Raw genomic sequence first — 26621 nt, forward strand, 5'->3', positions numbered from 1 at the left:
GGGTCACGCAACCGGAGCGTTGGTACACGGAACGTGACGCCGGGGTCCGGCGCCGCACTGGGAGGAACGCACAGCCGTGGACTGGTTCACCGCATCCGACTACTGGCTGAGCCGGCTGGTCTTCCAGCGGGCCCTGGCCGCCGTGTACCTGGTCGGGTTCCTGACGGCGGCGTTGCAGTTCCGCGCGCTGCTCGGGGAACGCGGCATGCTGCCGGTGCCGCGGTTCGTCGAGCGGGTGCCGTTCAAGCGGGCGCCGAGCCTGTTCCAGGTGCACTACTCGGACCGCTTCTTCGCCGTCTGCGCGTGGGCGGGCTGCGCGGTGTCGGCGGCGCTGCTGGCCGGGCTCGACTCGGCTCTGCCCCTGTGGGGCGGCATGCTGCTGTGGCTGGTGCCGTGGGTGCTGTACCTGTCGATCGTCAACGTCGGGCAGACCTGGTACTCGTTCGGCTGGGAGTCGCTGCTCCTGGAGGTCGGCTTCCTCGCCGTGTTCCTCGGCAACGACGAGGTGGCGCCGCCCGTCGTCGTGCTGTTCCTGCTGCGGTGGATCCTGTTCCGGGTGGAGTTCGGCGCGGGGCTGATCAAGATGCGGGGCGACGAGTGCTGGCGGAAGCTGACCTGCCTGGACCACCATCACGAGACGCAGCCGATGCCGGGCCCGCTGAGCTGGTTCTTCCACCATCTGCCCAGGCCCCTGCACCGGGTCGAGGTGGCCGCGAACCACGTCACGCAACTCGTGGTGCCGTTCCTGCTCTTCACCCCGCAGCCGGTCGCGTCGGCCGCCGCCGCGCTGATGATCGTCACGCAGGGGTGGCTGGTGCTGTCGGGCAACTTCTCCTGGCTGAACTGGATCACGATCGTGCTGGCCCTGTCGGCGGTGCAGTTCCCGGCCGATCCGCCGTCGGTGCCCGGCGCGCCGCTCTGGTACGAGGTCGTGGTCCTCGCGGTCGCCGCGCTGCTGGTGGGGCTCAGCTACCAGCCGGTCCGCAACATGATCTCCCGCCGGCAGATCATGAACCGCTCCTTCGACCCGCTCCATCTGGTCAACACCTACGGCGCGTTCGGCAGCGTCGGCCGGGTCCGCTTCGAGGTGGTCGTCGAGGGCACGGCCGACGACGTCCCCCGCGAGGACTCCGGCTGGCGGGAGTACGAGTTCAAGGGCAAGCCCGGTGATCCCCGGCGCTGGCCGCGCCAGTTCGCGCCGTACCATCTGCGCCTGGACTGGATGATGTGGTTCGCGGCCCTCTCCCCCGCGTACGCCGGGGTATGGTTCGGCGTCCTGGTGGAGCGGCTGCTGGAGAACGACCGCGACACGCTGAAGCTGCTGCGCCGCTCCCCGTTCCCGCCCGACGCGCCGCCCCGTTTCGTCCGCGCCCGCCTCTTCCGCTACCGGTACACGACCTGGCGCGAGCTGCGGGAGACGGGCGCGTGCTGGGAGCGGACGTATGTACGGGAGTATCTGCCGCCGACGCGGCTGACCGGGGTGGCTCAGAGGTCGTAGACGCGGGTGGCAGTGGCTCCGAAGATCCGGGCGTGTTCGGACGGGCCGGTCAGCCGGCGTGCGGTGTCGAGCACGTCGCCGTAGCCCGCCGCGAGGGTGCACACCGGCCAGTCCGAGCCGAACATCAGACGGTCCGGGCCGAAGGCCTCCAGCACGACGTCGGCGTACGGGCGCAGGTCGTCGATCGTCCAGGACGCGAGGTCGGCTTCGGTGACCATGCCGGAGAGCTTGCAGACCGTGTTGGGCAGCGCCGCGAGGGCGCGGAGGCCGGACGCCCAGGGTTCGAGGGCGCCGGAGGCGATGGGCGGCTTGCCCAAGTGGTCCAGGACGAAGGTGAGGTGCGGCACGGACGCGGCCGCCTTGGTGCAGGCCGGGAGCTGGTGGGGCAGCACGACCAGGTCGTACACCAGCCCCGCGTCGGCCACGGCGGTCAGGCCCCGGCCCACGTCCGGACGCAGCAGCCACTCCGGGTCCGGCTCGCCCTGGATCTGGTGCCGGATGCCCTTGAGGTACCGCCCGCCGGGCAGTTCGCGCAGCCGGGCCAGCTCGTCGGCCACGTCGGGGCGGGTGAGGTCGGTCCAGCCGACGACCCCGGCGATCAGCTCGTGCCCGGCGGCCAGGGCGAGGAACTCCGGGGTCTCCTCGGCGACGGTGACGGTCTGGACGAGGACGGTGCGGTCGACGCCCGCCGCGCGGGCCTCGGGTGCGAGGTCCTCCACCGTGAAATCCCGCCGGATCGGGCTGCCTTCCGCGATCCAGTCCTGGTCCCGCACGGACAGGTCCCACACGTGGTGGTGGGCGTCGACGACCGTCATGACGGCAGCTCCCAGACGACGGGCAGGCCGGCGTCCGCGCCCTCGCCGGAGTAGTCGTGCACCACGTCCAGCAGTTCGGCCATGCGGGCCTGCCAGGCGACGTTGACCGGCAGCTTCTCCAGCTCGGCGAGGAGACGGGCGTAGTCCTCGCACTCCAGGACGTGGAACAGGTCGGTGCCGCTGCGCCAGATCGTCCAGGAGGTGGCGCCCGCGGCGCGGATGGCGTCGGTGAGCTCCTCGGGCACCTCGCGGTGGGCGGCCTCGTAGTCGGCGATGCGGTCGGCGCGGACCTTGGTGTGCAGGGCGACCCTCATGACGGCTCCTTCGACGGCACCTCGCCGGGGACGGGGGCCTCGGCGGGCAGCAGGCCCTTGGCGCGCAGCTCCCGCCAGAACGCGGCGGGCACCCGGGCGGCGAACTGGTGGGCGCAGTCGCGCACTTCGTGGGCCGAGCGGACTCCGACGAGGACGCTCGCGACGGCCGGGTGGGCGGCGCAGAAGGCCAGGGCGGCGGCGCGCAGCGTGGTGCCGTGGCGGTGGGCGACGGACTTCAGGCGCAGCGCCCGCTGGACGAGGTCGGAGGGTGCGACGGTGTAGTTGTACTTCGCGCCCGGCTGCGGGTTCGCCAGCAGGCCGGAGTTGAAGGCGCCGCCGATGACGACGGACTTCCCGCGGTCGTGGGCGGCGGGCAGCAGGCCGGTGAGGGCGCTCTGGTCCAGCAGGGTGTAGCGGCCGGCGCACAGCACCACGTCGACGTCGGTGTCGCGGACGAAGCGGGTGAGCATCTCCGCCTGGTTCATCCCGGCGCCGATCGCCCCGACCACGCCCTGTGAGCGGAGCCTCTCCAGCGCCGGGTAGCCCTCGCGGAAGGCCCACTCGGCGTGTTCGTCCGGGTCGTGGAGGTAGACGACGTCGACCCGGTCGAGGCCGAGGCGTTCCAGGCTGGACTCCAGGGTGCGGCGGATGCCGTCGGCGCTGAAGTCCCAGACGCGCCGGTGGGTGGCGGGCACGGCGAAGCCGCCGGCGAGGTCGTCGCCGGTGCCGTCCGCGGGCTCCAGGCGGCGGCCCACCTTGGTGGAGATCGTGTACTGCTCGCGGGGGTGGCCGCGCAGGGCGGCGCCGAGGCGGCGTTCGGACAGGCCGAGGCCGTAGTGCGGGGCGGTGTCGAAGTAGCGGATGCCCCGCTGCCAGGCGGCCTCCACCGCCTCGTGGGCCTGCTCCTCGCCGACCTCGGTGTACAGGTTGCCGATCGCGGCCGCGCCGAAGGACAGGGCGCTGACCCCGACGCCGCTGCGGCCGAGCCGGTTCACCGGGTCACCGGCCGCAGCCGCAGGCCCTGCATGCCGCCGTCGACGGCGAGCGAGGTGCCCGTGGTGGCGCCGGACAGGGGGCTCGCCAGGTAGGCGATGGCGCCCGCGACCTCGCCGGCGCCGACCAGGCGGCCGGTGGGCTGGCGGGCCTCCAGGGCGGCGCGTTCGGCGGCCGGGTCGGGGGCCGCTTCGAGGAGGCGGCCGACCCAGGGGGTGTCGACCGTGCCCGGGTTGACGCAGTTGACGCGGATGCCCTCGCGGACGTGGTCGGCGGCCATGGCGAGGGTCAGCGAGTACACGGCGCCCTTGGTGGCGCTGTACAGGGCGCGTTGCGGCAGGCCCGCGGTGGCCGCGATGGAGCAGGTGTTGACGATGGCCGCGTGCGCGGAGGCGCGCAGGTGGGGCAGGCAGGCGCGGGTGGTGCGGACCATGCCGACGACGTTGACGTCGTAGACGCGGTGCCAGTCCTCGTCGGAGTTGTCCTCGACGGTGCCCTGGGCGCCGATGCCCGCGTTGTTGACCAGGACGTCCAGCCCGCCGAGGTCGGCGACCGCCGCGGCGACGGCCTCGCGCACGGAGGCGTCGTCGGTGACGTCCGCGCGGTAGGCCGTCAGGGGCTTGTCGACCTGCGACGGGTCCAGGTCGAGGACGGCGACCTGGGCGCCGCGCTCGGCCAGGAGTTCCGCGGTCGCCCGGCCGATGCCGGAGGCGCCGCCCGTCACCAGGGCCCTGATGCCCTCGAAGTCGCTCATGCAGCCCGACCCTTCTTCTGCTTGTCGAGGTCGGCGGCCCAGAACTCGCCGCCCGGGTAGGTGTACCGCGCCAGCGACTCGGGCCGCATGGCGGCCGAGAACCCCGGCGCGCTGGGTGCCGTGTAATGACCTTCGCTGATGACGACCGGGTCGAGGAAGTGGTCGTGCAGATGGTCGACGTATTCGATGACACGGTCCTCGGTGGTTCCGGTCAGGGCCACGTAGTCGAACATCGACAGATGCTGGACGAGTTCGCACAGGCCGACGCCGCCCGCGTGCGGGCAGACCGGGACGCCGAACTTGGCCGCGAGCAGCAGGATCGCGAGGTTCTCGGGGACGCCGCCGACGCGCGCCGCGTCGATCTGGAGGACGTCGAGCGCGCCGGCCTGGAGGAGCTGTTTGAAGACGATCCGGTTGTGCACGTGCTCGCCGGTGGCGACCTTCACGGGGGCGACGGCGCGGCGGATCGCCGCGTGGCCGAGGATGTCGTCGGGGCTGGTCGGTTCCTCGATCCAGTAGGGGTCGAACTCGGCGAGGGCCTTGGTCCAGCGGATCGCCTCGTCGACGTCCCAGCGCTGGTTGGCGTCGACGGCCATGCGGACGTCCGGGCCGATGACGGACCGGGCGACGCGGCAGCGGCGGATGTCGTCGTCGAGGTCGGCGCCGACCTTCAGCTTGATCTGCCGGAAGCCGTCGGCGACGGCCCGGTCCGCGAGCCGCGTGAGTTTCTCGTCGTCGTAGCCGAGCCAGCCGGGCGAGGTGGTGTAGGCGGGGTAGCCGCGCTCCAGCAGCCGGGCCGTGCGCTCCTCGGCGCCCTGCCTGCCGTGGCGCAGCAGGGTCAGGGCCTCCTCGGGGGTGAGGGCGTCGGTGAGGTAGCGGAAGTCGACCTGGCGGACCAGCCATTCGGGTTCGGCCTCGGCGAGCAGCCGCCACAGCGGCAGGCCGGCGCGCTTGGCGGCCAGGTCCCACACGGCGTTGACGACCGCGCCGATCGCCATGTGCATCACGCCCTTCTCGGGGCCGAGCCAGCGCAGCTGGCTGTCGCCGATCAGGTCGCGGTTCAGGGTGGACGGGTCGGCGCACAGGTCGTCGACGGAGCGGTCGATCAGGTGTCCGCGCAGCGCGTCGATCGCGGCGACCTGCACCTCGTTGCCCCGCCCGATGGTGAAGGCGAATCCGTGCCCCTCGTGCCCGTCGGCCGCGTCCGTGCGCAGGACGACGTAGGCCGCCGAGTAGTCGGGGTCCGGGTTCATCGCGTCGGAGCCGTCGAGCTCGCGCGAGGTGGGGAAGCGGATGTCGTGGGTGTCGACCGCGATGATGCGGGCGGGCGTCGGGGACACTGAGGGCCTTTCGGGTCGGTTGCGGAGGCGGGCTGGTCAGTCCTGGGCGCGGCCCGTGGTGACCCGGGCGATCATGAGGGCGACCAGGATGATCCCGCCGTAGATGGCCTGGATCCAGAACGACGGCACCTGGGCGAGGGTGAGCAGGTTCTGCACGACGCCCAGCAGGAGGACGCCGGTCAGGGCGCCGAACATGGTGCCCTTGCCGCCGTCGAGGGCGATGCCGCCGATCACCGCGGCGGCGAACACGGTGAAGATCATGTTCTGGCCCTGGTTGGCGCTGATCGCGCCGACGTACCCGGTCTGCATGATGCCGCCGACGGCGGCGAGCGCGCCCGCGACGACGAAGACGCCGAGCATGACGCGCTCCACGCGGATGCCCGCCGCCCGGGCCGCGTCCGCGTTACCGCCGATGGCGTACAGGGCGCGGCCTACCCGGTGGTACTTCAGGACCAGCCCGGCGACGGCGAAGGCGAGCGCGGCGAACCACACCGACAGCGGCACGGTGAGGAAGGTGGTGGTCGCCAGCGCGTAGAAGCTGTCGGGCATCCCGAACAGGGTCTTGCCCTTGGTCGCGCCGACCAGCAGGCCGCGCAGCACGATCAGCATCGCGAGCGTCACGATGAACGCGTTGAGCTTGAACTTCACGACGAGCAGGCCATTGAAGGCGCCCACGGCCGCACCCGCGACCACGATCGCCGACAGGGCCAGGGCGGCGGGGAGTTCGGTGCCCCAGCCGGACTGGGCGGCGGGCAGGACGAGCAGGGCGCCCACGGCGGGTGCGATGCCGACGACCGATTCCAGGGACAGGTCGAACTTGCCGGTGATGAGCACGAGGGACTCGGCGAGCACGACCATCGCGAGGGCGGCCGAGGCACCGAGGATCGAGACGATGTTCCGCTCGGTGAGGAACGAGTCGTTGACCACCGCGCCGAGCACGAGGAGCAGCAACAGGGCGGGAACCAGGGCGAGTTCGCGGGCGCGGCGGATCAGGACGGCCTTGGCGGCGCGCGGGTCGGTGACTCGCGCGGGCGCGAGCGGCGGGGCCGCCTTGGTCTCAGCCATGGTCCACTCCTTCGATGGAGGCGATGAGCTCGTGGTCGCGCCAGCCGGCCGGGTGCTCGGCGACGACACGGCCGTGGAAGAGGACGAGGACCCGGTCGCAGCGCCTGAGGTCGTCGAGTTCGTCGGAGACGACGAGCACGGCGGTGCCGTCCTCACGGGCGCTGTCCACCCGGGCGAGCAGGGACTCCTTGGACTTGACGTCGACGCCCGCGGTCGGGTTGACGAGGACGAGGAGCCGTGGGTCGGAGGCGAGGGCCCGGGCCATGACGACCTTCTGCGCGTTGCCGCCGGACAGGTCCGAGACGGGCTGGTCGGGGCCCTGAGCGTGGATGTCGAGGCGTTCGATCAGCGCCGTGGCGACCCCGCGCTTGCGGTCGGTGCCGACGAAGCCGAAGCGGCCGAGCCGGTCCAGGACGCTGAGGGTGGCGTTGTCGCCGATGGACATGCCGAACACCAGGCCCTCGTCGTGCCGGTCGCGGGGGACGAAGCCGACACCGGCCTTCAGCGCGGCCTGGACGTCACCGAACGGCAGCGGGGCGCCGTCGATCCGGGCCGTCCCGCCGGTGGGGGTGTGCAGTCCGGTGAACGACTCGGCGAGCTCGATCTTGCCGCTGGCGCTGGATCCGGCGAGTCCGACGACCTCGCCGCGGCGGACGGTGAGGTCGACGTTCTCGTACGCGGGCGAGGTGAGGCCGTGGACGTCGAGGAGGACGGGCCCGGCGGCCGAGGCGGTCCGCAGCCGCTCGGCCTGTTCGGCGATCGTCTCCCCCGCCATGGCCTCCACCAGGGCCTGGCGGGGCAGGTCGGCGACCGGGGCCGTGGTGATCCAGCGGGCGTCGCGCAGCACCGTGACGGTCTGGCAGACCTCGTACACCTCCTGGAGGTGGTGGGAGATGAACAGGAAGGTGACGCCCGAGTCCTGCAGGGCGCGCATGCGTGTGAACAGCCGCTCGATCTCGCGGTTGTCGAGCTGGGCGGTGGGTTCGTCGAGGATGATGAAGCGGGCGCCGAAGCTGAGGGCCCGGGCGATCTCCACCATCTGCCGGTCCTCGACCTTGAGGTCGGCGGTGCGGGCGCCGGGGTCGACGCGCACGTCCCAGGTGTCGAGGAGCCGGGACGCCTCGGTCTGCAGGCGGCGCCAGCTGATGAACCCGCGCCGGAGCGGCTGCCGGTTGATGAACAGGTTCTCCGCGACGGTCAGTTCGGGGACGACCGTCGGGTGCTGGTAGACGCAGGCGACCTTGCGGCGCCAGGCGTCGCGGTCGGTGAGCGGGGGCGCGGGGTCGCCGTCGAAGCGGACGGTGCCCTCGTCGGGGGCCTCAAGGCCGGTGAGGATCCTGACGAGGGTCGACTTGCCGGCGCCGTTGCGTCCGACGAGGGCGTGGGACTCGCCCGGCAGGACGGTGAGTTGTCCGTCGGCGAGGGCGGTGGTGGGGCCGTACCGCTTGACGACGCCCCGCGCTTCAGCCAGAGGGGTACTCATTTGACCGTGTTGCCCCAGAGCTTGGGGTCGTCGACGTTGTCCTTCGTCACCAGCGGCGCGGGCAGCTGGTCCTCCAGGATGCCGCTGGGCAGTTTGACGATGGTCGAGTCGTGGTCCGTCGGGCCGGGTTTGAACGTCTTCCCCTGCATCGCCGCCTTGATGTAGTACATGCCGTACTTGGCGTAGGCGTCGGCGGGCTGGGAGACGGTCGCGTCGATCTCGCCCTTGCGGATCGCGTCGAACTCCTGCGGGATGCCGTCGTTGGAGACGATGGCGATGTGGCCCGGCTGCCCGGCCTTCTTCAGCATTCCCTTGGACTTCAGGGTCTGGAGGGTGGGCGCGAGGTAGACGCCGCCCGCCTGCATGTAGATGCCCTTGAGGTCGGGGTTGGCGTTGAGGAGGGTGTCGAGTTTGGAGGCCGCCGCGTCGGACTCCCACTTGGCGGGGATCTCCAGGACCTTCAGCTTCGGGAAGTTCTTCTTCACGCAGGCGCGGAACGCCTCGGAGCGGTCGCGGCCGTTGACCGAGGCGAGGTCGCCCATGATCTGCACGACCTTGCCGGAGGTGATGTGCTCACCGAGGTACTGGCAGGCCTTCTCGCCGTACGCCACGTTGTTCGCCCGGACCACCATCGCGACCTTGCCCTTGTCGGGCGCCACGTCCACGGCGACGACCGGCACGCCCTTGCGCTCGGCCTGGTCGAGGCCCGCCTCGATGGCGGCGCTGTCCAGGGGGGCGACGACCAGGCCCTTGACGCCCTGGTTGAGCTGGTTGTTGATGTCGGTGATCTGCTGCGAGGGATCGCTGTTGGAGTTGACGGTCTTCATCGCGTCCACGCCCTCGGACTTCGCCATCTTCGGCACGTAGTCGTTGTACGACTGCCAGAACGGCGAGGTCAGCAGGGGCAGGACGACCCCGACCTTGCCGCTGCCGTCGCCGCCGCCGGTACTGGAGGCGCCGGTGTCCTTGGTGCTGCCGCACGCGGCGAGCAGGAGGGAGGCGCCGGCGGCCAAGGCCACCGTGCCGACGATCCGGGACCTGTTCCGCTTGCGGGCTGTGCTTCCGGGCATCTGAGGCCCTCCCATCGACCGGTCTTCCAGCAGATGCCCGCATACTTATCAGACCACTCCCCCGACGGAACACCCTGCGACGCCACTTTTTCGCGCTTCTGGCGCATAGTGGTCCGACCACATCGCGGATTAGACTGCGCCGCAGCCGGTGATCGGAGGAATGGCGTGGACGACGAGACAGCCCCGCAGAAGGGCACCGTGACGCAGCGCGCCATCGAGCGGATCAAGGCGATGATCGGCGAGGGCCGGCTGGAGCCGGGCCAGCGACTGCCGACCGAACGTGATCTGGCGGCCCAGCTCGGCATGTCCCGCAGCTCGATGCGGGAGGCGATCCGCGCGCTGACGGTGCTGGGCGTGCTGGAGGCCCGGCACGGGTCGGGCATCTACGTCACGCAGCTGGAGGCCGGCGACCTGCTGGAGACCTTCGGGGTCGTGGCGGACCTGTCGCGCGGTCCGCGTCTGGTGGAGCTGCTGGAGATCCGGCGGATCCTGGAGTCGACGGCGACGGCTCTGGCCGCGGCCCGGATCACCGCGGACCAGCTGGCCGAGGTCGAGAGGCACCTGGCGGCGATGAACGCCACGGACGATCCGGAGGAGATCCTCGCCCACGATCTGGCCTTCCACCGCGAGATCGCGGTGGCCGCGGGCAACGAGACCATGGCCGCGATCCTGGAGGGCCTGTCGTCGCGGACGTTCCGCGCCCGTGTCTGGCGCGGCTACCAGGAGGAGGGCGCCTTCGCCCGCACCCGCCGCGAACACGCCGCGATCCACCGCGCCCTGGCGGCCCGCGACCCGGAGGCGGCCCGCACGGCGGCGGCCGCGCACGTGGGCGAGGTGGAGGAGTGGCTGCGGACACAGCTCGGGCCCTAGGGGCGTGTCCGCACAGTCCCCAGGGCCCGATGTGCCGCCGCTACTTGAACTGACCGGGCTGGTAGTCGCCCGCCGGCTGCTGGAGGACGACGTTCAGCCGGTTCGCCGTGTTCATGAAGGCGATCAGGGTCACCAGCGCGACGAGCTGCTCCTCGTCGTAGTGCTTGGCGGCCCGCTCCCACACCTCGTCCGGCACCCCGCCGGCGCCGTCCGCGATCCGGGTCGCCTGCTCGGCCAGTTCCAGAGCGGCCCGCTCGGCCTCGGTGTAGACCGTGGCCTCGCGCCAGGCGGCGACCAGGTTGATGCGTACGGAAGTCTCACCCGCCGCCGCGGCCTCCTTGGTGTGCATGTCGATGCAGACCGCGCAGCCGTTGATCTGGCTCACCCGGAGCGAGACCAGCTCCCGGGTGGCGGCCGGCAGCGGTGACTGAACGACCAGGTGCCCCAGGGACATGAACTGCTTCATGACCTTGCCGGCGCTCGGGATGGCGAAGACGTCCAGACGCGCGCTCATGGTGAACTCCTCTGTCGTTGTCGATGCTTACGCCCTTATGAGCCGGCGGCCCGGCCCGATGTGACATCGAGGAATGTGACGTGCGTCTCCCGCCGACCCGACGCCCCGCTCCCGGCCTCGACGTGCGCCCCCGGCCCGTGCACAGTTCTCCCTACGTACTCGTCAGTAAGTCCCGTCCCTCCACGCCGAGGAGCCTCCGTGACCACCTGGGCCGGCCGCACCGCCGCCGAGATAGCCGCCGCCGTACGCGAGAAGCAGGTCACCCCGCGCGAGGTGGCCGCCGAGCACCTCGCCAGGATCGAGCGGCTCGACGGCCGTGTCGGGGCCTTCCGCACCGTGCGCGCCGAGGCGGCGCTGGCCGAGGCCGACGAGGTGGCCGCACGCGGCGACTTCGCCTCTCTGCCCCTGGCCGGGGTGCCGGTGGCCGTCAAGGACAATCTCGCCGTGCGCGGCGAGTCCACCCGCGTCGGCTCGGCCGCGACACCGGACACCCCGGCCGCCGAGGACCATGTGACGGTCGCCCGGCTGCGGGCGGCGGGCGCGGTGGTCGTGGGGCTGACGAACGTGCCCGAGCTGTGCGTCTTCGGCACGACGGACGGTGTGCTGGGCACCGCCCGCAACCCCTGGGACCCGACGCGCTCGGCGGGCGGCTCGTCGGGCGGCAGTGCCGCCGCGGTCGCCGCCGGGATGGTGCCGATCGCCCTCGGCAACGACGGCATGGGGTCCCTGCGCATACCGGCCGCCAACTGCGGCCTCGTCACCATCAAGCCGGGGCGCGGAGTGGTCCCGACGGGCGCCGGGGACGGCGGCTGGTTCGGCATGGCGGAGCACGGACCGCTCGCCACGACCGTCGAGGACACCCGCCTGATGCTCTCGGTACTCGCGGGCGACGAGCCCGCCCTGCGCTCCGAGCCCGGTCCGCTCAGGGTCGCCGTGTCGCTGCGCAGTCCGCTGGCCGGCGTCACCGTCAGCCGACCGTACACGGCGGCCGCGCGGGAGGCGGCCGGGGTGCTGATGAAGGCGGGCCACCAGGTCCGGCGCGCCGACCCGCCCTACCCGATGTCCCTCGCCGTGACCTCACTGGTCCACTGGACGGCGGGCACCGCCGCGGACGCCCGGCACCTCGACGCACACCTGCTGACCCGGCGCACCCGGGTCCACGCGAGACTCGGCCGGCCTTTCCTGGACAGGGCGCGCTCGGGGGCGGCCCGGGAGCAGTTGCGCCGGCGGCTGGAGCCGTTCTTCGCCGAGTACAACGTGCTGCTCACGCCCGCGCTCGCCCGCCGCTCCCCGAAGGCCGGGCCCTGGCACGAACGGGGCTGGCTGAGCAACGTCCTGGCGAACACGAACTACTCGCCCCTGACGCCCCCGTGGAACCTGACCGGCTGGCCCGCGATGTCGGTCCCCTGCGGAAGCCTCCCCTCCGGCGCCCCCTGTGCCGTGCAGTTGGTGGGCCGCCCCGGTACGGAGTACCAACTCCTGGAACTGGCCGAGCAGTTGCAGGAACGTAATCCGTGGCGGCGTACGGCGCCGATGAACTAGAGTCGGCCGGGTGACTGCCGGGTCGGCCGTAGGCCATGTACGAGTGAGGCGCCCGGCCTCGGAGTGAGCGCGGCGGGGGCGACCCCGCGCGGGCCCCGCCGAGAGCCGGAGAGGGCACGAGCCCCGCCTGGCGTCTCCGCGTTTCCTCATCCCCTGGCGCCACCGCGGCGCTTCACCAAGGATCCCGAGACCGGAGGTTTCACACCCATGTCCCACGCACCGCACGCACCCGAACCGCCGGCCGCCGTCGCCCGCCTCGATCACACCGTCGTCTACGCCTCGGACCGCCGCCTGTCGGCGGAGTTCCTGGCGGCGGTCCTGGGCCTGGAGGTGAGCGCCCCCTTCGGGCCGTTCCTCCCCGTCGACCTGGGCAACGGCGTGACCCTCGACTACTACGAGAAGACCGACGAGCCGATCCAGGCACAGCACTACGCGTTCCTCGTGCCCGAGGAGCGGTTCGACACCATGATCGCCCGGCTGGAGGCGCTGGGGGTCACCTACTACGCCGACCCGAGGCACACCGAGCCCGGGCGGGTCAACGACCTCTTCGGTGGCCGGGGCGCCTACTTCGCCGACCCGGACGGACACAACATGGAGATCATGACGCGGCCGTACGTCCGTCCCTGACGGCCGCCCGGATCACAGCGCCCGGTACATGATGTGCAGCCCCACGAGGCCGTGCCGGGGATGTTCGAACGCGTCGGGCACCGTACCGAGGATCGTGAAGCCGAGGGAGGTCCACAACTTCACGGCCGGGTTGGTCTCGACGACGGCGTTGAACACCATGCCCCGGTAGCCGGCGGCCCCGGCCTCGGTCAGGAGGTGTTCGGCGAGGGCACGGCCGTAGCCCCGGCCGCCCTGGTCCGGGTCGACCATGAAGCCGGCGTTGGCGATACGGGCGGCGGGCCCGCCGTAGTTGGGGGTGAGGTACGCGGAGGCGACGACGCTGCCGCTGTCGTCCTCGACGACGTAGACGCGTTTCGCCGGATTCATCCACAGGACCCGGGCCTCGTCCTCGGAGGTGCCCGGGTCCCATGCGTAGGTCTCGCCCGCGGCGACGATGCGGTGCCAGAACGGCCAGATGCGCGGCCAGTCGTCAGCCGCTGCTTCCCTGATCAGCATGGGCGTGAGTCTGGCACGCCCATGCTGATCGGCGAACGCGGAGGGCTCGCGCCCGGTCAGTCGACGCTGGGCAGGATGTGGGGCTCGGCGAGGTCCTCCTCGTAGCCCGCGAGTCGGATGGGGGCCGACCGGGCCCACACGTCGAGGCTGCCGAGCTCGTCGGACCGGCGGCCCTTGCGCTCGGTGCGTTCCTTGGGGCGTTGCTCGCGATTCGTCTTCTCCGGTGTCACCGCGCACTCCTTATGTGTCGGTCACCCTCGGGACGGTGCGCCATCCTGCTCTGCGCCTGACGCCCGCGCGGGTCTGATGCCAAATGCAGTTCGGACGCGGTGGCGCCGGTAACTCGCGGGAGCGCAGGCCGTGGTGTACCGGCTAGTCCCATGACGGACCGTGGGTGTGGGTCCCGTCCTGCTGTCCGTCGGCCCCAGGTTAACCAAATGAGCGGCCCCCCGCTCGATGGGGCTGAAAACAAGCGGTAACGATCGCGCGTCATCCCGTGTTCAGCTCAGGTTTACGCACCGTTTTGCCCCATCGAAAGACGTTTTGCCGATCACCCGAACGGGGTAAACCCGCACCGGCGGTTTCCAGACGTCAGCCGGGAAGCCGGGAAGCCCTACCACTTGCCCGGTGCGTAATCCTTCAGGAACACCCCGTACAGATCCTCCCCGGCCTCACCCCGCACGATCGGGTCGTAGACCCGGGCCGCGCCGTCGACGAGGTCCAGGGGCGCGTGGAACCCGGCCTCCGCGAGCCGCAGCTTGTCGTAGTGCGGCCGCTCGTCCGTGATCCACCCCGTGTCGACCGAGGTCATCAGGATCCCGTCGGTCTGGAACATCTCCTGCGCACTGGTCCGCGTCACCATGTTCATCGCGGCCTTCGCGGCGTTCGTGTTCGGATGCCCCGCACCCTTGTAGCCGCGGCCGAACACGCCCTCCATCGCCGAGACGTTCACGACGTACGCGCGTCCGCTCGCCGCCTTCTTCGCGGCCTCGGCCATGACCGGGCGGAGCCGGCTGATCAGGATGAACGGCGCCGTGTAGTTGCACAGCTGGGTCTCCAGCAGCTCCACCGGGGAGATCTGCTCGATCGTCTGTACCCAGGTGTTGGAGTCGACGACGTCGGGCACCAGCCCGCCCGCGTCGATCGCCGTGCCGTCGAGGTGCCGCTCGACGCTGGCGTTGCCCGCGACCAGGGCGAGGTCGGCGACCTGCTGGGCGTCGAGGCCGCTGGTGCCCAGGGGCAGGGCGGCCAGGCCGTCGACCGCGCCGGAGTTGAACGCGCCGATGACGTGGTGGGCGGGGAGCTCACCGGCGGGCAGCGGGGCGCTCTCGCCCTCGACCAGGGCGGCGTAGGCGGACGGCAGGCGGCGTACGGTCTGGGTCGCGTTGTTGACGAGGATGTCGAGCGGACCCGCCTCGGCAACCTGCTCCGCGAGGGCCACGGCCTGGGCGGGGTCACGCAGGTCGATGCCGACGACCTCCAGGCGGTGGATCCAGTCCGCGGAGTCGTCCATCGCCTTGAAGCGGCGGATGGCGTCCTTGGGGAAGCGCGTGGTGATCGTGGTGTGCGCGCCGTCGCGCAGCAGCCTGAGCGCGATGTACATGCCGATCTTGGCGCGGCCGCCGGTGAGCAGGGCGCGCTTGCCGGAGAGGTCGGCACGGACGTCGCGCTTGGCTCGGTTCACGGCGGCGCAGTCGGGACAGAGCTGGTGGTAGAAGTAGTCGACTTCCACGTACCGGGTCTTGCAGGTGTAGCAGGAGCGCGGGCGCTGGAGTATCCCCGCGATCCTGCCCTCCTCGGTGCGCGAGGAGGGCAGCAGGCCCTCGGTCTCGTCGTCGATGCGCTGGGCGGAGCCGGTCGCCGTGGCCTCCGTGACCGCCTTGTCGTGGGCGGTCTTGGCGGCCCGGCGCTCCTGGCGGCGGCGCTGCTTGACCTGGCGGTAGACACCCGCGGTGGCCCGGCGCACGGCCACGGCGTCCGGGTGGTCGATCTCCAGCTTGTCGAGCTCCTCGAGCACACTGAGGCAGACGGCCAGCCGCTCCGGGTCGATGCCGGGTCCGTACGAGAGCCCGCTCGCCTCGTCCATGGCCTGCGGACCGTCCTCTGTCACCGTCATCGCCGCTGTCGTTCCCTGCTCTGCTGTGGCGGCGCGCCGGTCGCGCCCGCTTTCGAAGGGCGGATTTTACGCGAGCGGCGGGCCACACCGCCAAACCCGCCCGATTCAGGACCGGCAGGCCGTGATCAGCGTGCGCACCTCCTCCGAGACGGCCACCGCGAGCCGGTCGAGGTCCGGCACGGCATGACCGTCGGCGACGAGCCCGTAGTGGACGCTGCCCCGGTACGTCGAGACCGCCACCGCCACGGAGTGGCCGGGGGCCAGCGGGGCGAACGGGAAGACGGCGGTGAGCGGGTTGCCGCCGAGCTTCAGGCCGAGGCTGGGCAGGGGCACGCTGGTGACCAGGATGTCGAACCAGAGCCGGGCCGCCTGGCCGACCAGGGGTCCGCCCAGCCGGTGGGCCAGGGCCGGGACGTGGTCGGCGAGCAGGGCGACGGCGCCCGCGCCCCGGTTGGGGCCGGCGTCCTTGTTGCGGTCCATGGCGGTGCGGACCGAGGCGAGGCGGGCCAGCGGGTCCGGGTCGTCCACCGGAAGCCGTATCAGGTAGCCGGAGAGCCGGTTGCCCTGTGGGTACGCGGTGCGCGGGCGGCGTTTGGAGACGGGGATCAGGGCGCGGGGCGCGACGTCCTCGCTGCCGTCGCCGCGCTCGTCGAGCCAGCGGCGCAGCGCGCCCGCGACCACCGCGATCAGCACGTCGTTGACGGTGCCGCCGACGGTCTTGCGGACGCGGTGCACGTCGTCGAGGTCGAGCAGCACTCCGGCGGTGCGGCGGGTGCCGCTCGGCTCGCAGGTGAGGGCGGGCGTGGAGCGCACGTCTAGGGAGGAGCGGGCGACGGAGGCGCCGATGTCCAGGGCCCGGCTCACGTCGGACAGGGCGCCGCGCACCCTCCCGGGCAGCTCGCGCACATCGGGCAGCAGACCGCGCGGGGGCTCGGCGGGGCGGGGCCGGGGCGCGGGCATGTCGATCGGGTCCATGACGCCCGCGGCGAGGGTCAGCGCCCGCAGCCCGTCGGCCAGGGCGTGGTGGAACTTGAACAGCACCGCGAAGGAGTCCCCGTCCTCGCCGGGCAGCACATGGGCCTCCCACGGCGGCCGGCCCCGCTCCAGCGGACGTCCCATGAGCCGGCCCGCGACCGTGTGGAAGTCGGCGGTCGGGGCGTGCAGCCGCACATGGTTCAGGGCGTCGAAGTCCGGGTCGGGTTCGCGGGCCGCGCCGCCGAAGGCGAGGGGCCGGCGCAGCGCGGCGGGCAGCGGCTGCCACACGTCGCGGATCCGCATCCGCAGTCCGGGCACGCCGGCGGCGCGGGCCGCGAGCAGGTCGGCCGCGTGGGCGCCGGCGGCGGGCGAGTGGGCCGCGAAGATCCCGAGCGCGCCGAGGTGCATCGGGTGGTCCGCGGACTCGATGTTCCAGAACGCCAGGTCGAGAGGAGCGAGCAGGTCAGCAGTCAAGGGCTTGCCTCGCGTCGAACGGGTGGGCCAGCAGTCAATCGCCCCCAGCCGATTACGGTCAAGTACGATCAGGCTACGTACAGTTAACAGCACATTAAGTCCCGCCCTGGCGAGAGGGACGGGACTTATGGTGCATGTGTGGTCAGTTCAGCACAGGTTACGGCGCCGGGCACCCCGTGGGAGTCACCCGAGAGGCGTCACGGATCAGCGCCTGGTGGGCTGCCTTCAGCCGGGCCGTGTCCGGTTTCAGCACGGCCCGGTCGTACGTCAGGAAGCCGTTCAGTTCGCCCTCGACGTCGGTGATCTGGGTGTAGACGGCCCCGTTGCCGCCCCGGCACGCCAGCGCCCGGACCTCGTCCAGTTTCGCCAGGTAGTCGTCCGTGTAGGTGGCGGGGTCGACGTCGACGTACGACTGCTGCACCGACCAGGCGTGGCCGGGCACCGCGAGGCCCAGGCCGCCGTACTCGCCGCTGACCAGGGCGCGCTCGCCGTCGGGGCGGGGCGGCAGGGCCGGGCTCGGATAGCCGTGCTCGTCCATGATGTCGCCGGTGCCGCCGTCGGCGCCGAGGTTCAGCCCGGACTGGCCGTTGACGAGCCGGGTGGGGTCCCACGCCTTGGCCTGCTCGGCTATCCGGCCCACGTCGTACTGGCCCCAGCCCTCGTTGAAGGTCACCCACATGACGACCGACGGGCTGCTGACGTGCTCGTCGATCATCTCCTTCAGCTCGCGCTCGTAGCGGGCGCGGGAGGCGGCGCTCGGGTTCACCCCGGCCGTCATCGCGGGCATGTCCTGCCACACCAGCAGCCCGAGCCGGTCGGCCCAGTAGAACCAGCGGTCCGGCTCGACCTTGATGTGCTTGCGGACGGAGTTGAAGCCGAGCCGCTTGTGCGCCTTCAGGTCGGAGGCGAGGGCCTCGTCGGTGGGCGCGGTGTGCAGGCCGTCCGGCCAGAAGCCCTGGTCGAGCGTGGCCATCATGAAGACGGGCTCGCCGTTGAGGACCGTGCGCGGGACGCCGTTCACCTTCTCGACGGCGATGGAGCGCATCCCGAAGTAGCTGCCGACCCGGTCGGCGCCGACCTTCACCTTCAGGCCGTAGAGGAAGGGGTCGTCGGGTGACCACAGGTGGGGGTCGTGGACGGTCAGGGTCAGCGGGCTGCCGGTGCGGCCGCTGGCCGTTGCCACCTTGCGCCGGCCGTCGTACGCCGTCGCCGTGATCGGTACGCCGTCCCGGACGCCCCGGGCCTGCACGGTCAGCTTCTCGCCGGCCACATCGGGGACGAGCTGGAGGGAGTCCACGTGGTCGCGGGCCACCGGCTCCATCCAGACCGTCTGCCAGATGCCGGAGGACGGGGTGTACCAGATGCCGCTGGGGTCCAGGCGCTGCTTGCCGAGCGGCGGGTTCTCGCCGGCGGCCGCGTCGGTGGGGTCGTAGACGCCGACGATGAGCTCCTGCGTGCGGCCGGGCTTGAGCGCGTCGGTGATGTCGGCGCTGAACTTGTCGTAGCCGCCCTCGTGCGCGGCGACCTCGGTGCCGTTGACGTACACCTCGGCCCGCCAGTCGACGGCGCCGAAGTTGAGCCTGAGCCGCTTGGCCGAGCCGATGTGCCAGTCGGGCGGGACCGTGAAGGTGCGGCGGTACCACATGAGGTCCTCGTGCCGCTTGATGCCGGAGAGCTGGGACTCCACCGGGTACGGGACGAGGATGCGCTCCTTCAGGGCCCTGCCGACGGGCGGCTGCTCGCCCGGCTCGGCGGCGGCGAACTGCCAGCGGCCGTTGAGGTTCTGCCAGGTGTCCCGGGTCAGCTGCGGGCGCGGGTACTCCGGGAGGGCGTTGCCGGCTCCCACCTCGTCGGCCCAGCGGGTGCGCAGCTGGTACGTCGAGCGGTTCGGGCCGCTGGTCCAGAACTCCTTGACAACGTTGCCGTCGGCGTCGGTGAGGCCGCCCTGTCCGTCGTAGCGGACGTCGGCGGTGCCGCGGGCCGTGCCGGTCCTGTTGCCGACGACCGGTTCGTCGAGGGTCACCAGGAGGGAGGTGGGGTCGGACGGGTCCGGCCGTGCCGCGCCCAGGGGCCATGCGGCGCCGCCGATCACCGCCTTGAGGTGGTCGGTGAAGCCCGCCGGGGGTACGGCGAGGGGCTGGGCGAAGTCGAGCTTGAGGGTGCGGCCGGTGGGCTGGACCGCGGCCGCGAGGGCGCCGTCGTAGGCGAAGCCGTCGGGGAGGCGGAACGCCGACTGCGGGACGGGCTCCTTGCCGCCGCCGGGCTGCGTCCAGCGGAGGTGGAGGTTGGAGCCGCCGTAGTGTTCGAAGTACTCGACCTTGATGTCGTAGGCCTTGCCGGCGGTCAGGTCGACGGGGCGGGCGGTCTGCTCACGGTCCCAGTCGTCGACCCAGTGGTCGATGGCGAGCTGTCCGTCGACCCACAGGCGGAAGCCGTTGTCGGCGGTGATCGAGAAGGTGTGCGGCCCGGTCTTCTCCGGGACGATCTTCCCCGTCCAGCGGACGCTGACGTCGTCGGACTGTCCGGTGGTGAAGGTCAGGCGCGGCTCCAGGTTGTCGAAGTCGAGGTCCTGGTCGAAGGTCGTCGCCTTGAGGGTGTGGAAGTCGAAGGCGCCGGGGGCGGAGTGCGTGTAGTACTCGCCCTTGAGGCCGTGGATCTCGGCCGGGTCGTCCGCGAGGGCGGGTGCCGCGGTCAGGCCGGCGAGGGCGAGGAGCGCGGCGAGCAGTAACGCGAGTCGGGCTCTGAGACGTCCGGTACGCACGGAACCTCCATAACAACGTTGTCATGGACAGGAGTTGGCATGACAACATCACGGATTCCGTTCTTCGTCCAGAGCCAGGACAAAGTCCCCCGGGCGCTCCTCGTCAGGTGACCAGCTGCCCCTTCCCGAGGGCGATGACGCCGCCCTTGGACACCGTGTACAGCTCCGCGTCACGCTCCGGGTTGACGCCGATCGTCGCGCCCGGCGGCACCTCGACGTTCTTGTCCAGCACGGCACCGCGCACCACCGCGCCCCGGCCGATGTGCACGTTGTCGTGCAGCACCGACCCCTGCACGACGGCCCCCGGGTCGACCACCACCCCCGGCGACAGCACGGACCGCGTCACCTGCCCGCGGATGAGGCAGCCGGCGCTGATGATGGACTCGCTGGCGATGCCCCCGGCGTTGAAGCGGGCCGGAGAGAGCTGGTACGAGTGCGTGTAGATGGGCCAGCTGCGGTTGAACAGGTTGAAGGCCGGGCGCTCGGCGATCAGGTCCATGTGGGCCTCGTAGTAGGCGTCCAGCGTGCCGACGTCCCGCCAGTAGCCCTGGTCGCGGGTGGTCTCGCCGGGCACGTGGTTGGCGCTGAAGTCGTACAGCGCGGCCTCGCCCCGGTCGGTGAGCTGGGGCAGGATCGAGCCGCCCATGTCGTGCACGGAGTGCTCGTCCTCCGCGTCCCGCTGGAGCGCCTCGATGAGGGCCTTCGTGGTGAAGATGTAGTTGCCCATGGAGGCGAAGACCATCTCGGGGTCGTCGGCCAGGCCGGGCGGGTCCGTCGGCTTCTCCAGGAAGCGCTCCACCGTCTGGCCGTCCGAGCCCGGGGTGATCACGCCGAACGCCGAGGACTCGGTGCGCGGCACCCGGATCCCGGCCACCGTGACGCCCGCCCCGCTGTCGATGTGCTGGGTGAGCATCTGGCGGGGGTCCATGCGGTAGACGTGGTCGGCGCCGAAGACGGCGACGTACTCGGGGCGCTCGTCGTAGATCAGGTTCAGCGACTGCAGGATCGCGTCGGCGCTGCCCAGGTACCAGCGCGGGCCCAGGCGCTGCTGGGCGGGCACGGGGGTGACGTAGTTGCCCAGCAGACTGGACATCCGCCAGGTGGTGGTGATGTGCCGGTCCAGCGAGTGCGACTTGTACTGCGTCAGCACGCAGATGCGCAGCACGTCGGCGTTCACCAGGTTGGACAGGACGAAGTCGACCAGGCGGTAGGTACCGCCGAAGGTCACCGCGGGTTTCGCCCGGTCCGCGGTCAGGGGCATCAGACGCTTGCCCTCTCCGCCCGCCAGTACGATTCCCAGGACCGAAGGACCACCACGACGCATGGCCGCTCCCCTCACGCAGATTTCCCGATGCCTGCCCCTGAGCAGCTCGGACTAAGCCTGTTTCAGGATCTCCTCGTAGAGTCGGACCGTGCGGCGGGCCACCGCGTCCCAGCCGAACTCGCCGACCGCGCGTTCCCGCCCGGCCTCACCCATCCGCCGGGCGGCCTGCGGGTCGCCCAGGACGGAGTCCATGGCCCGGGCGAGTCCCGCCTCGAAGCCGTCGCCGGCCGGGACGAGCAGGCCCGTCCTGCCGTCGTCCACCACCTCGGGGATGCCGCCCACCGCCGAGGCCACCACGGGCGTGCCGCAGGCCATCGCCTCCAGGTTCACGATGCCGAGCGGCTCGTACACCGAGGGGCAGACGAACAGCGCGGCGTGCGTGAGGAGCTGGATCACCTCCGGGCGCGGCAGCATCTTCGGAATCCAGAAGACGCCGTCGCGGACCCGGCTCAGCTCCCCGAACAGCTCGCGGAACTCCTGGTCGATCTCCGGCGTGTCCGGTGCTCCCGCGCACAGCACGACCTGCGCGGCCGGGTCGATGTCGCGCACCGCGCGCAGCAGGTGGGGCACGCCCTTCTGGCGGGTGATGCGGCCGACGAACAGCACGTACGGACGGGAGCGGTCGAGGCCGACGCGGTCCAGGGCGTCCGTGCCGTGGTCGGGCCGGTACAGGCTCGTGTCGATGCCGTTGTGCACGACGTGGACCTTCTCCGGGTCCAGGGCCGGATAGCAGCCGAGGATGTCCTCGCGCATGGCGGCGGACACGGCGATCACCGCGTCGGCGGCCTCGATCGCGGTGCGCTCGGTCCAGCTCGACAGCTCGTAGCCGCCGCCGAGCTGCTCGGCCTTCCAGGGGCGCAGAGGCTCCAGGGAGTGGGCGGTCATCACGTGCGGGATGCCGTGGAGCATCTTGGCGAGGTGGCCGCCGAGGTTGGCGTACCAGGTGTGGGTGTGGACCAGCTCGCGGCCTTCGAGGGCTGCGGCCATGGCCAGGTCGACGGAGAAGGTGCGCAGCGCGTCGTTGGCCCCGTCGAGCGTGGACCAGGGGCGATGGCGCAGCACGCCGTCGGCGCGCCCCTCGCCCCAGCAGTGCACGTCGAGGTCGACCAGTGGCCGGAGCTCCCGGGCGAGGAACTCCACATGGACACCTGCGCCGCCGTACACATCCGGCGGGTACTCCCGGGTCAGCAGTCCGACGCGCACCCGCAACTCCCTGCTCTCAGCGGCCGTTCCCTTTCATGGTCACCCAGATGGGGCGTGTGGGGAAGAGCGAGGCGGCCGTGTGAAGCAACAGTCACCACACAGGCCCCCGCCGGGCACGCGGTAGTACAGACAGCAGCTGCGGCGCCGGAAGGCCGTGCCGGTGAGGGTTCCGGAGCCGGTCAGCAGGGGGTGCGCGAGGAGTTCGGCGGTCAGGGAACGGGCCCGGGCGGCGGTGTCCGTACGGCCGTGCCGCCGGGCCCAGCGGTCGAGTTCCCGGGCGGCGCCCGCCAGCGCGGAGGCGGCATTGCCCCGCAGCAGGCCCGGTGCGAGGCGGTAGTGGGCGCGCAGGGCGGCCGAGAGGGGTTCGAGGTGACCGTGCAGGACGACGTCGGCGAGGGCCGGCGCGTCCCCGGGGAGCGGCCGTACGTCCGGGAGCCACAGGTCGTCGGGGGCCCCGGCGTCGGCGTCCCAGTGCAGCAGCCGGGGGTCGAGGTCGGGGAGACGGCCGTAGAGCGCGGCGCAGCCCAGTGCCACGGACCAGAGGCGGGCCGCGAGTCCGAGGTGGGCCACGGAGGCCGCGACGCGTAACTCCGGGGCGCGCAGTGCATGGGCGACTTTGCCGACACGGAAAATCAGGGGATTTCCGTATACATCCGGTGACGCGGCGGCGTAGGCCTGTGCGAGAGTGGGGGGAGGCCCCGCCGCCGCTTCTCCCGTGCGCAGCACGAAGTAGCCGCCGAGCGGGCGGAGCGCGGCAAGGCCGGGGTCGAGGTCCACGAAGAGCAGTAGTACCAAGGCACCTGAGGGATGCGACCCGGTGCCCCCGACCAAGGTCGCCCACCCTGGGGATGATGGGGGTCCCCTCGTACTCCATCGGCAGTAGGACCCAATGAGTGCTCAGGGACGACGACGGGAAGACCTGGACACGGCAGGGTGTTGGTCATGAAAGCCGACCTTTCGCCGCGCCGGGCCGAGCGCCCCCGCCTGACGCAGAGGAGCAGCCGATGAGCGCCCTCGCGTTGTCCGTCCTGCTGTCCCTCGTGTCCGCGTTCGCCTACGCGGGCGGGGCGATCGTGCAGGAGCGGGTGGCGGAGTCCTCGCCGGACGAGCAGTACGCGCCGCTGCGGCGGCCGGGCTGGTGGGCGGCGGTCGCGCTGAACGGCCTCGGTGGTCTGCTGCATGTGGTGGCGCTGGCGTACGGTCCGCTCAGTCTGGTGCAGCCGCTCGGCGCGCTGACCATCGTGGTGGCCCTGCCGATGGCGGCGCTGTTCGTCGGCCGCAAGGCGGGTGCCACGGCGTGGCGGGGCGCGATCATGGCGACGGTGGGGCTCGCGGGTCTGCTGTCCCTGGTCGCCGCGTCCGACGCGCGGTCGCTCGACGCGGCGGAGCGGGTGGCCGTGGCCCTGGTCACCGCGGGTGTGGTCGTGTCCCTGATGATCGCCGGCCGGGCCGCGCACCGGCACCCGGCGGTCCGCAGCATGCTGCTGGCGACGGCCTCGGGTATCGCGTTCGGAATGGCCTCGGTGTTCACCAAGACCGTCGCGGTCGACTGGACCGGCGGTGTGTCGGCGGCGGACGTGCCGTCCCTCGCGGTGATCGGTGTCCTGGCCACGGCCGGCATGCTGCTGTCGCAGGCCTCCTACCGAGGTGCCGGCCTCGCGGCCCCGCTGGCCACGCTGACGGTCGTGAACCCGGTGGTGGCGGCCGCCGTGGGCATCACGATGTTCGGCGAAACCTTCCGCTACGGCACGACGGGCACGGCGCTCGCCCTGAGCTGCGGCGTGGTGGCGGCGGGCGGCCTGATCCTGCTGACGACGGAGCGGCTCACCCACGCCGAGCCGGGGCGCGCGTCGCTTCCCGAGACGGTGGACGCGTCGCTGCCCGAGACCGTGGACGCGTTGCTTCCCGAGTCCGTGGGCGCCTCGCTGCCCGGGACCGTGGGTGCGCCGCCCGTCGCTGTGGGGGCGCTGACCGGGGCGACGGGTGCCGAGGCCGGCCGGGGGGCGTCAGGGGACGTGCCGGTGTCCGTGCCTGCGGTTGCCGGTGCCGTTGCCGGTGAAGCCGAGGCCGGACCGGACGACGCGTACGAGAGCGGGGAGCGCCCGCTCTCCTACGCCGCCTGCTACGGCATCCCGTACGTGCCGATGCCCACCGTGGACCGGCACCGCACGCGTATCAGATCCTGACGCCGCCGGCCCTCAGATAGGCGATGGGGTCGACGTCCGAGCCGAACCCGGGCCCCGTCCGCACCTCGAAGTGCAGATGCGGGCCCGAGCTGTTCCCGGTGGAGCCGGAGCGGCCGATGCGCTGGCCCGCGCTCACCGTCTGCCCGTCCCGCACGGAGATCGCCGACAGGTGGGCGTACTGGCTGTAGCGGCCGTCGCCGTGCCGGATGACGACCTGGTAGCCGAACGAACCGCCCCACCCCGCGCTGACGACGCTGCCCGAGGCGACGGACTTGACGGACGTGCCCGTGGGCACGGGGAAGTCGACGCCGGTGTGGTAGCCCTTCGACCAGGACGGGCCCGCCTTGCGGTAGGGCGTCCCCAGGGAGGCGCTGACGGGGGCGACGAAGCCCTGCCGGGTGGACGTGGACCGTGCGGCGCGCTCCTTGCTCTCGTCCTTGGACCGTTCCTTGGCACGGTCCGGGGATTTCGATGACGGCTTCTTCGCCGGCTTCTTCGTCGACGGCTTGGCCGACGGGGCCGGGGCCCGCTCGGGCGCGGGACGCGTCTTCGTGGCGCCCTCCCCGCGCAGCGCGAGCCGCTGGCCGGGCACGATCAGGTCGGGATCGCCCCCTATGGCCGAGCGGTTGGCGGCGTACAGACCCCGCCAGCCGCCCCGCACGTCCCGTTCCTCCGCGATGCCGGAGAGCGTGTCGCCCCGCACCACCGTGTACAGCTCGGCGCTGCCCGCCCGGGACTGCGGCGTGGACTGCGGCCGCACGTCCTCGATGGACGTCTTGGCCCTGGTCTTCCGGTCCGCCTTCTCGCTCGTGCGCGTGCTCTCGGCGGCCGGCCGGATGTCGGGCTCGGCACCGCCCCGGGTCAGTCCGGCCCGGTCGGAGCACACCGGCCAGGCGCCCGGCCCCTGCCCGTCGAGCACCTTCTCGGCGACGGCGATCTGCTGGTGCTTCGAGGCCAGGTCCGCGCGCGCCGCGTAGGCCCGGCCGCCGTACGCCTCCCAGGTGGACTGGGTGAACTGGAGGCCGCCGTAGAACCCGTTGCCGGTGTTGACGTTCCAGTCGCTGCTCGACTCGCAGGCGGCGACCTTGTTCCAGGTGTCCACGTCCGCCGCCTGGGCGGTGCCGGCGCCCATGAACGGGAGCGCCATGCCCGCGCCGCCCGCCGTGACGGTGAGTGAGGCGCGGTTGATCCTGTTCGGCTGATACCGGCGATGCCGGCCGCGTACGGCCATCGAGAGCCCCCCTAGACATGCGTCAGGAGGGGCAAAAGTAAGCGCTGCGAACCGGCCAGGACAAGGCGGCTATCGGCCGCCCGGTTGCCCAAATGGCCGGGATGAGGCCCCTGTTGCGCGTCGTGCGCCACGGCGGCGCACCGTGTACGTCACCCCGTGCGCGGGTGCGGCGCGCGCGGGGACGCGTACATCGGGTGAGTGCGACGGGGGCTCGTGTGCGTATCTGCCTGCGCGACGTCGTGCGACCCGCGCGTGCGGACGGAGTAGCGGCACGTCAGGATGGTCGACGGGGCATGCTGGTGGACACGCTGGTGGACACCGGCAGCAGCACCGATACCGAGGTCTTTAGGAGCGAACCGAATGAGCAGTACAGCGCAGATCGGCGTCACGGGTCTCGCGGTCATGGGCCGCAACCTCGCCCGCAACTTCGCCCGCAACGGCTACACGGTGGCGGTGCACAACCGGACGCCTTCGCGCACGCGCGCCCTGGTCGAGGAGTTCGGCGGGGAAGGGGATTTCGTCGCGTGCGAGTCCGCGAAGGACTTCGTGGCGGCACTGGAGCGGCCGCGGCGGCTGGTCGTGATGGTGAAGGCCGGTGATCCGACGGACGCGGTGATCCAGGAGTTCGCCCCGCTGCTGGAGCCCGGCGACATGATCATCGACGGCGGCAACGCGCACTTCGCGGACACCCGGCGCCGGGAGCGCGACCTGCGCGAGCAGGGCATCCACTTCGTCGGCATGGGCGTGTCCGGCGGTGAGGAGGGCGCGCTCAACGGCCCGAGCATCATGCCGGGCGGTCCGAAGGAGTCGTACGACTCGCTGGGCCCGATGCTGGAGAAGATCTCGGCGAAGGCGGCCGACGGTTCACCGTGCGTCTCGCACGTCGGTCCTGACGGTGCCGGCCACTTCGTGAAGATGGTGCACAACGGCATCGAGTACGCGGACATGCAGCTCATCGGCGAGGCGTACCA

24 protein-coding genes are annotated in these 26621 nt (G+C 71.9%); 6 read left to right on the top strand and 18 right to left on the bottom strand.

What is annotated here, in order from left to right; genetic code table 11:
• Positions 1–76: 76 nt before the first annotated feature.
• Positions 77–1498, top strand: coding sequence for a lipase maturation factor family protein (locus CCL05_RS24070; protein ID WP_086562564.1), 1422 nt, complete (start codon positions 77–79; stop codon positions 1496–1498).
• Here the strand turns inward: CCL05_RS24070 and CCL05_RS24075 are convergent.
• The 8 genes from CCL05_RS24075 to CCL05_RS24110 are packed head-to-tail and all read right to left on the bottom strand — an operon-like array spanning position 1486 to position 9332.
• A complete protein-coding gene (locus CCL05_RS24075) occupies positions 1486–2313 on the bottom strand; it encodes an amidohydrolase family protein (RefSeq protein WP_086562565.1) in 828 nt (275 codons plus the stop codon). The two genes, CCL05_RS24070 and CCL05_RS24075, sit on opposite strands and share 13 nt — an antisense overlap.
• Positions 2310–2627, bottom strand: coding sequence for an L-rhamnose mutarotase (locus CCL05_RS24080; protein WP_086562566.1), 318 nt, complete (start codon positions 2625–2627; stop codon positions 2310–2312). The genes CCL05_RS24075 and CCL05_RS24080 overlap by 4 nt, the downstream gene beginning before the upstream one ends.
• On the bottom strand, positions 2624–3622 hold the full coding sequence (locus CCL05_RS24085) for an aldo/keto reductase (RefSeq protein WP_086562567.1): 999 nt from the start codon (positions 3620–3622) through the stop codon (positions 2624–2626). Before CCL05_RS24085 ends, CCL05_RS24080 begins: the two co-directional genes overlap by 4 nt.
• Positions 3619–4374 carry an SDR family NAD(P)-dependent oxidoreductase gene (locus CCL05_RS24090; protein WP_086562568.1) on the bottom strand — a complete coding sequence of 252 codons (756 nt, stop codon included), beginning with the start codon at positions 4372–4374 and terminating at the stop codon, positions 3619–3621. The genes CCL05_RS24085 and CCL05_RS24090 overlap by 4 nt, the downstream gene beginning before the upstream one ends.
• Positions 4371–5714 carry an L-fuconate dehydratase gene (locus CCL05_RS24095; protein WP_086562569.1) on the bottom strand — a complete coding sequence of 448 codons (1344 nt, stop codon included), beginning with the start codon at positions 5712–5714 and terminating at the stop codon, positions 4371–4373. Before CCL05_RS24095 ends, CCL05_RS24090 begins: the two co-directional genes overlap by 4 nt.
• A gap of 36 nt (positions 5715–5750) precedes the next feature.
• The gene (locus CCL05_RS24100; RefSeq protein WP_086562570.1) at positions 5751–6779 is read right to left on the bottom strand and encodes an ABC transporter permease; all 1029 of its coding nucleotides are present in this window, start codon (positions 6777–6779) and stop codon (positions 5751–5753) included.
• On the bottom strand, positions 6772–8262 hold the full coding sequence (locus CCL05_RS24105; protein ID WP_086562571.1) for a sugar ABC transporter ATP-binding protein: 1491 nt from the start codon (positions 8260–8262) through the stop codon (positions 6772–6774). The genes CCL05_RS24100 and CCL05_RS24105 overlap by 8 nt, the downstream gene beginning before the upstream one ends.
• On the bottom strand, positions 8259–9332 hold the full coding sequence (locus tag CCL05_RS24110; protein ID WP_086562572.1) for a sugar ABC transporter substrate-binding protein: 1074 nt from the start codon (positions 9330–9332) through the stop codon (positions 8259–8261). Before CCL05_RS24110 ends, CCL05_RS24105 begins: the two co-directional genes overlap by 4 nt.
• Positions 9333–9497: 165 nt before the next feature.
• Between CCL05_RS24110 and CCL05_RS24115 the strand changes: the two genes are divergently transcribed.
• Positions 9498–10202, top strand: coding sequence for a FadR/GntR family transcriptional regulator (locus CCL05_RS24115; protein ID WP_086562573.1), 705 nt, complete (start codon positions 9498–9500; stop codon positions 10200–10202).
• Between the two features lie 40 nt (positions 10203–10242).
• Here the strand turns inward: CCL05_RS24115 and CCL05_RS24120 are convergent, their stop codons facing one another.
• Positions 10243–10716, bottom strand: a complete 474-nt coding sequence (locus CCL05_RS24120; protein WP_086562574.1) for a carboxymuconolactone decarboxylase family protein — start codon at positions 10714–10716, stop codon at positions 10243–10245.
• Positions 10717–10914: 198 nt separating this feature from the next.
• Between CCL05_RS24120 and CCL05_RS24125 the strand changes: the two genes are divergently transcribed.
• Entirely contained in the window at positions 10915–12258 is a 1344-nt protein-coding gene (locus CCL05_RS24125; RefSeq protein WP_086562575.1) for an amidase, read from the top strand.
• A gap of 207 nt (positions 12259–12465) precedes the next feature.
• A complete protein-coding gene (locus CCL05_RS24130) occupies positions 12466–12885 on the top strand; it encodes a VOC family protein (protein WP_086562576.1) in 420 nt (139 codons plus the stop codon).
• Positions 12886–12897: 12 nt separating this feature from the next.
• On the opposite strand, the gene CCL05_RS24135 is transcribed toward CCL05_RS24130, so the two are convergent.
• The 8 genes from CCL05_RS24135 to CCL05_RS24165 all read right to left on the bottom strand — a co-directional run bounded on the left by CCL05_RS24135 (position 12898) and on the right by CCL05_RS24165 (position 23028).
• Positions 12898–13380: a GNAT family N-acetyltransferase gene (locus CCL05_RS24135; RefSeq protein ID WP_086562577.1), complete on the bottom strand. Its 483-nt coding sequence runs from the start codon at positions 13378–13380 to the stop codon at positions 12898–12900.
• 56 nt (positions 13381–13436) lie between these two features.
• Positions 13437–13610, bottom strand: coding sequence for a hypothetical protein (locus tag CCL05_RS44085; RefSeq protein ID WP_010037330.1), 174 nt, complete (start codon positions 13608–13610; stop codon positions 13437–13439).
• A 383-nt stretch (positions 13611–13993) separates the two neighbouring features.
• A complete protein-coding gene (locus CCL05_RS24140; protein WP_086562578.1) occupies positions 13994–15496 on the bottom strand; it encodes an SDR family NAD(P)-dependent oxidoreductase in 1503 nt (500 codons plus the stop codon).
• Positions 15497–15601: 105 nt separating this feature from the next.
• Positions 15602–16945 carry a wax ester/triacylglycerol synthase family O-acyltransferase gene (locus CCL05_RS24145; RefSeq protein WP_086562579.1) on the bottom strand — a complete coding sequence of 448 codons (1344 nt, stop codon included), beginning with the start codon at positions 16943–16945 and terminating at the stop codon, positions 15602–15604.
• A 157-nt stretch (positions 16946–17102) separates the two neighbouring features.
• Positions 17103–19706: a PA14 domain-containing protein gene (locus CCL05_RS24150; protein WP_086562580.1), complete on the bottom strand. Its 2604-nt coding sequence runs from the start codon at positions 19704–19706 to the stop codon at positions 17103–17105.
• Positions 19707–19809: 103 nt separating this feature from the next.
• A complete protein-coding gene (gene glgC, locus CCL05_RS24155) occupies positions 19810–21030 on the bottom strand; it encodes a glucose-1-phosphate adenylyltransferase (RefSeq protein ID WP_086562581.1) in 1221 nt (406 codons plus the stop codon).
• 51 nt (positions 21031–21081) lie between these two features.
• The gene (gene glgA / locus CCL05_RS24160) at positions 21082–22233 is read right to left on the bottom strand and encodes a glycogen synthase (protein ID WP_086562582.1); all 1152 of its coding nucleotides are present in this window, start codon (positions 22231–22233) and stop codon (positions 21082–21084) included.
• A gap of 39 nt (positions 22234–22272) precedes the next feature.
• Positions 22273–23028 (bottom strand): (2Fe-2S)-binding protein, encoded by a 756-nt coding sequence (locus tag CCL05_RS24165; RefSeq protein ID WP_244204385.1) that lies wholly within the window; start codon positions 23026–23028, stop codon positions 22273–22275.
• A 209-nt stretch (positions 23029–23237) separates the two neighbouring features.
• On the opposite strand from CCL05_RS24165, the gene CCL05_RS24170 reads away from it, so the two are divergent.
• Positions 23238–24419: a DMT family transporter gene (locus CCL05_RS24170; RefSeq protein WP_208641606.1), complete on the top strand. Its 1182-nt coding sequence runs from the start codon at positions 23238–23240 to the stop codon at positions 24417–24419.
• On the opposite strand, the gene CCL05_RS24175 is transcribed toward CCL05_RS24170, so the two are convergent.
• Positions 24409–25650, bottom strand: a complete 1242-nt coding sequence (locus tag CCL05_RS24175; protein ID WP_086562585.1) for a transglycosylase family protein — start codon at positions 25648–25650, stop codon at positions 24409–24411. The genes CCL05_RS24170 and CCL05_RS24175 overlap by 11 nt on opposite strands.
• 360 nt (positions 25651–26010) lie before the next feature.
• On the opposite strand from CCL05_RS24175, the gene CCL05_RS24180 reads away from it, so the two are divergent.
• Positions 26011–26621: NAD(P)-binding domain-containing protein (locus CCL05_RS24180; RefSeq protein WP_158102488.1), on the top strand; the 611-nt coding region annotated here is incomplete at its 3' end.

Origin of the sequence: Streptomyces africanus, from assembly GCF_002150735.1 — a bacterium.
GTDB lineage: Bacteria > Actinomycetota > Actinomycetes > Streptomycetales > Streptomycetaceae > Streptomyces > Streptomyces africanus.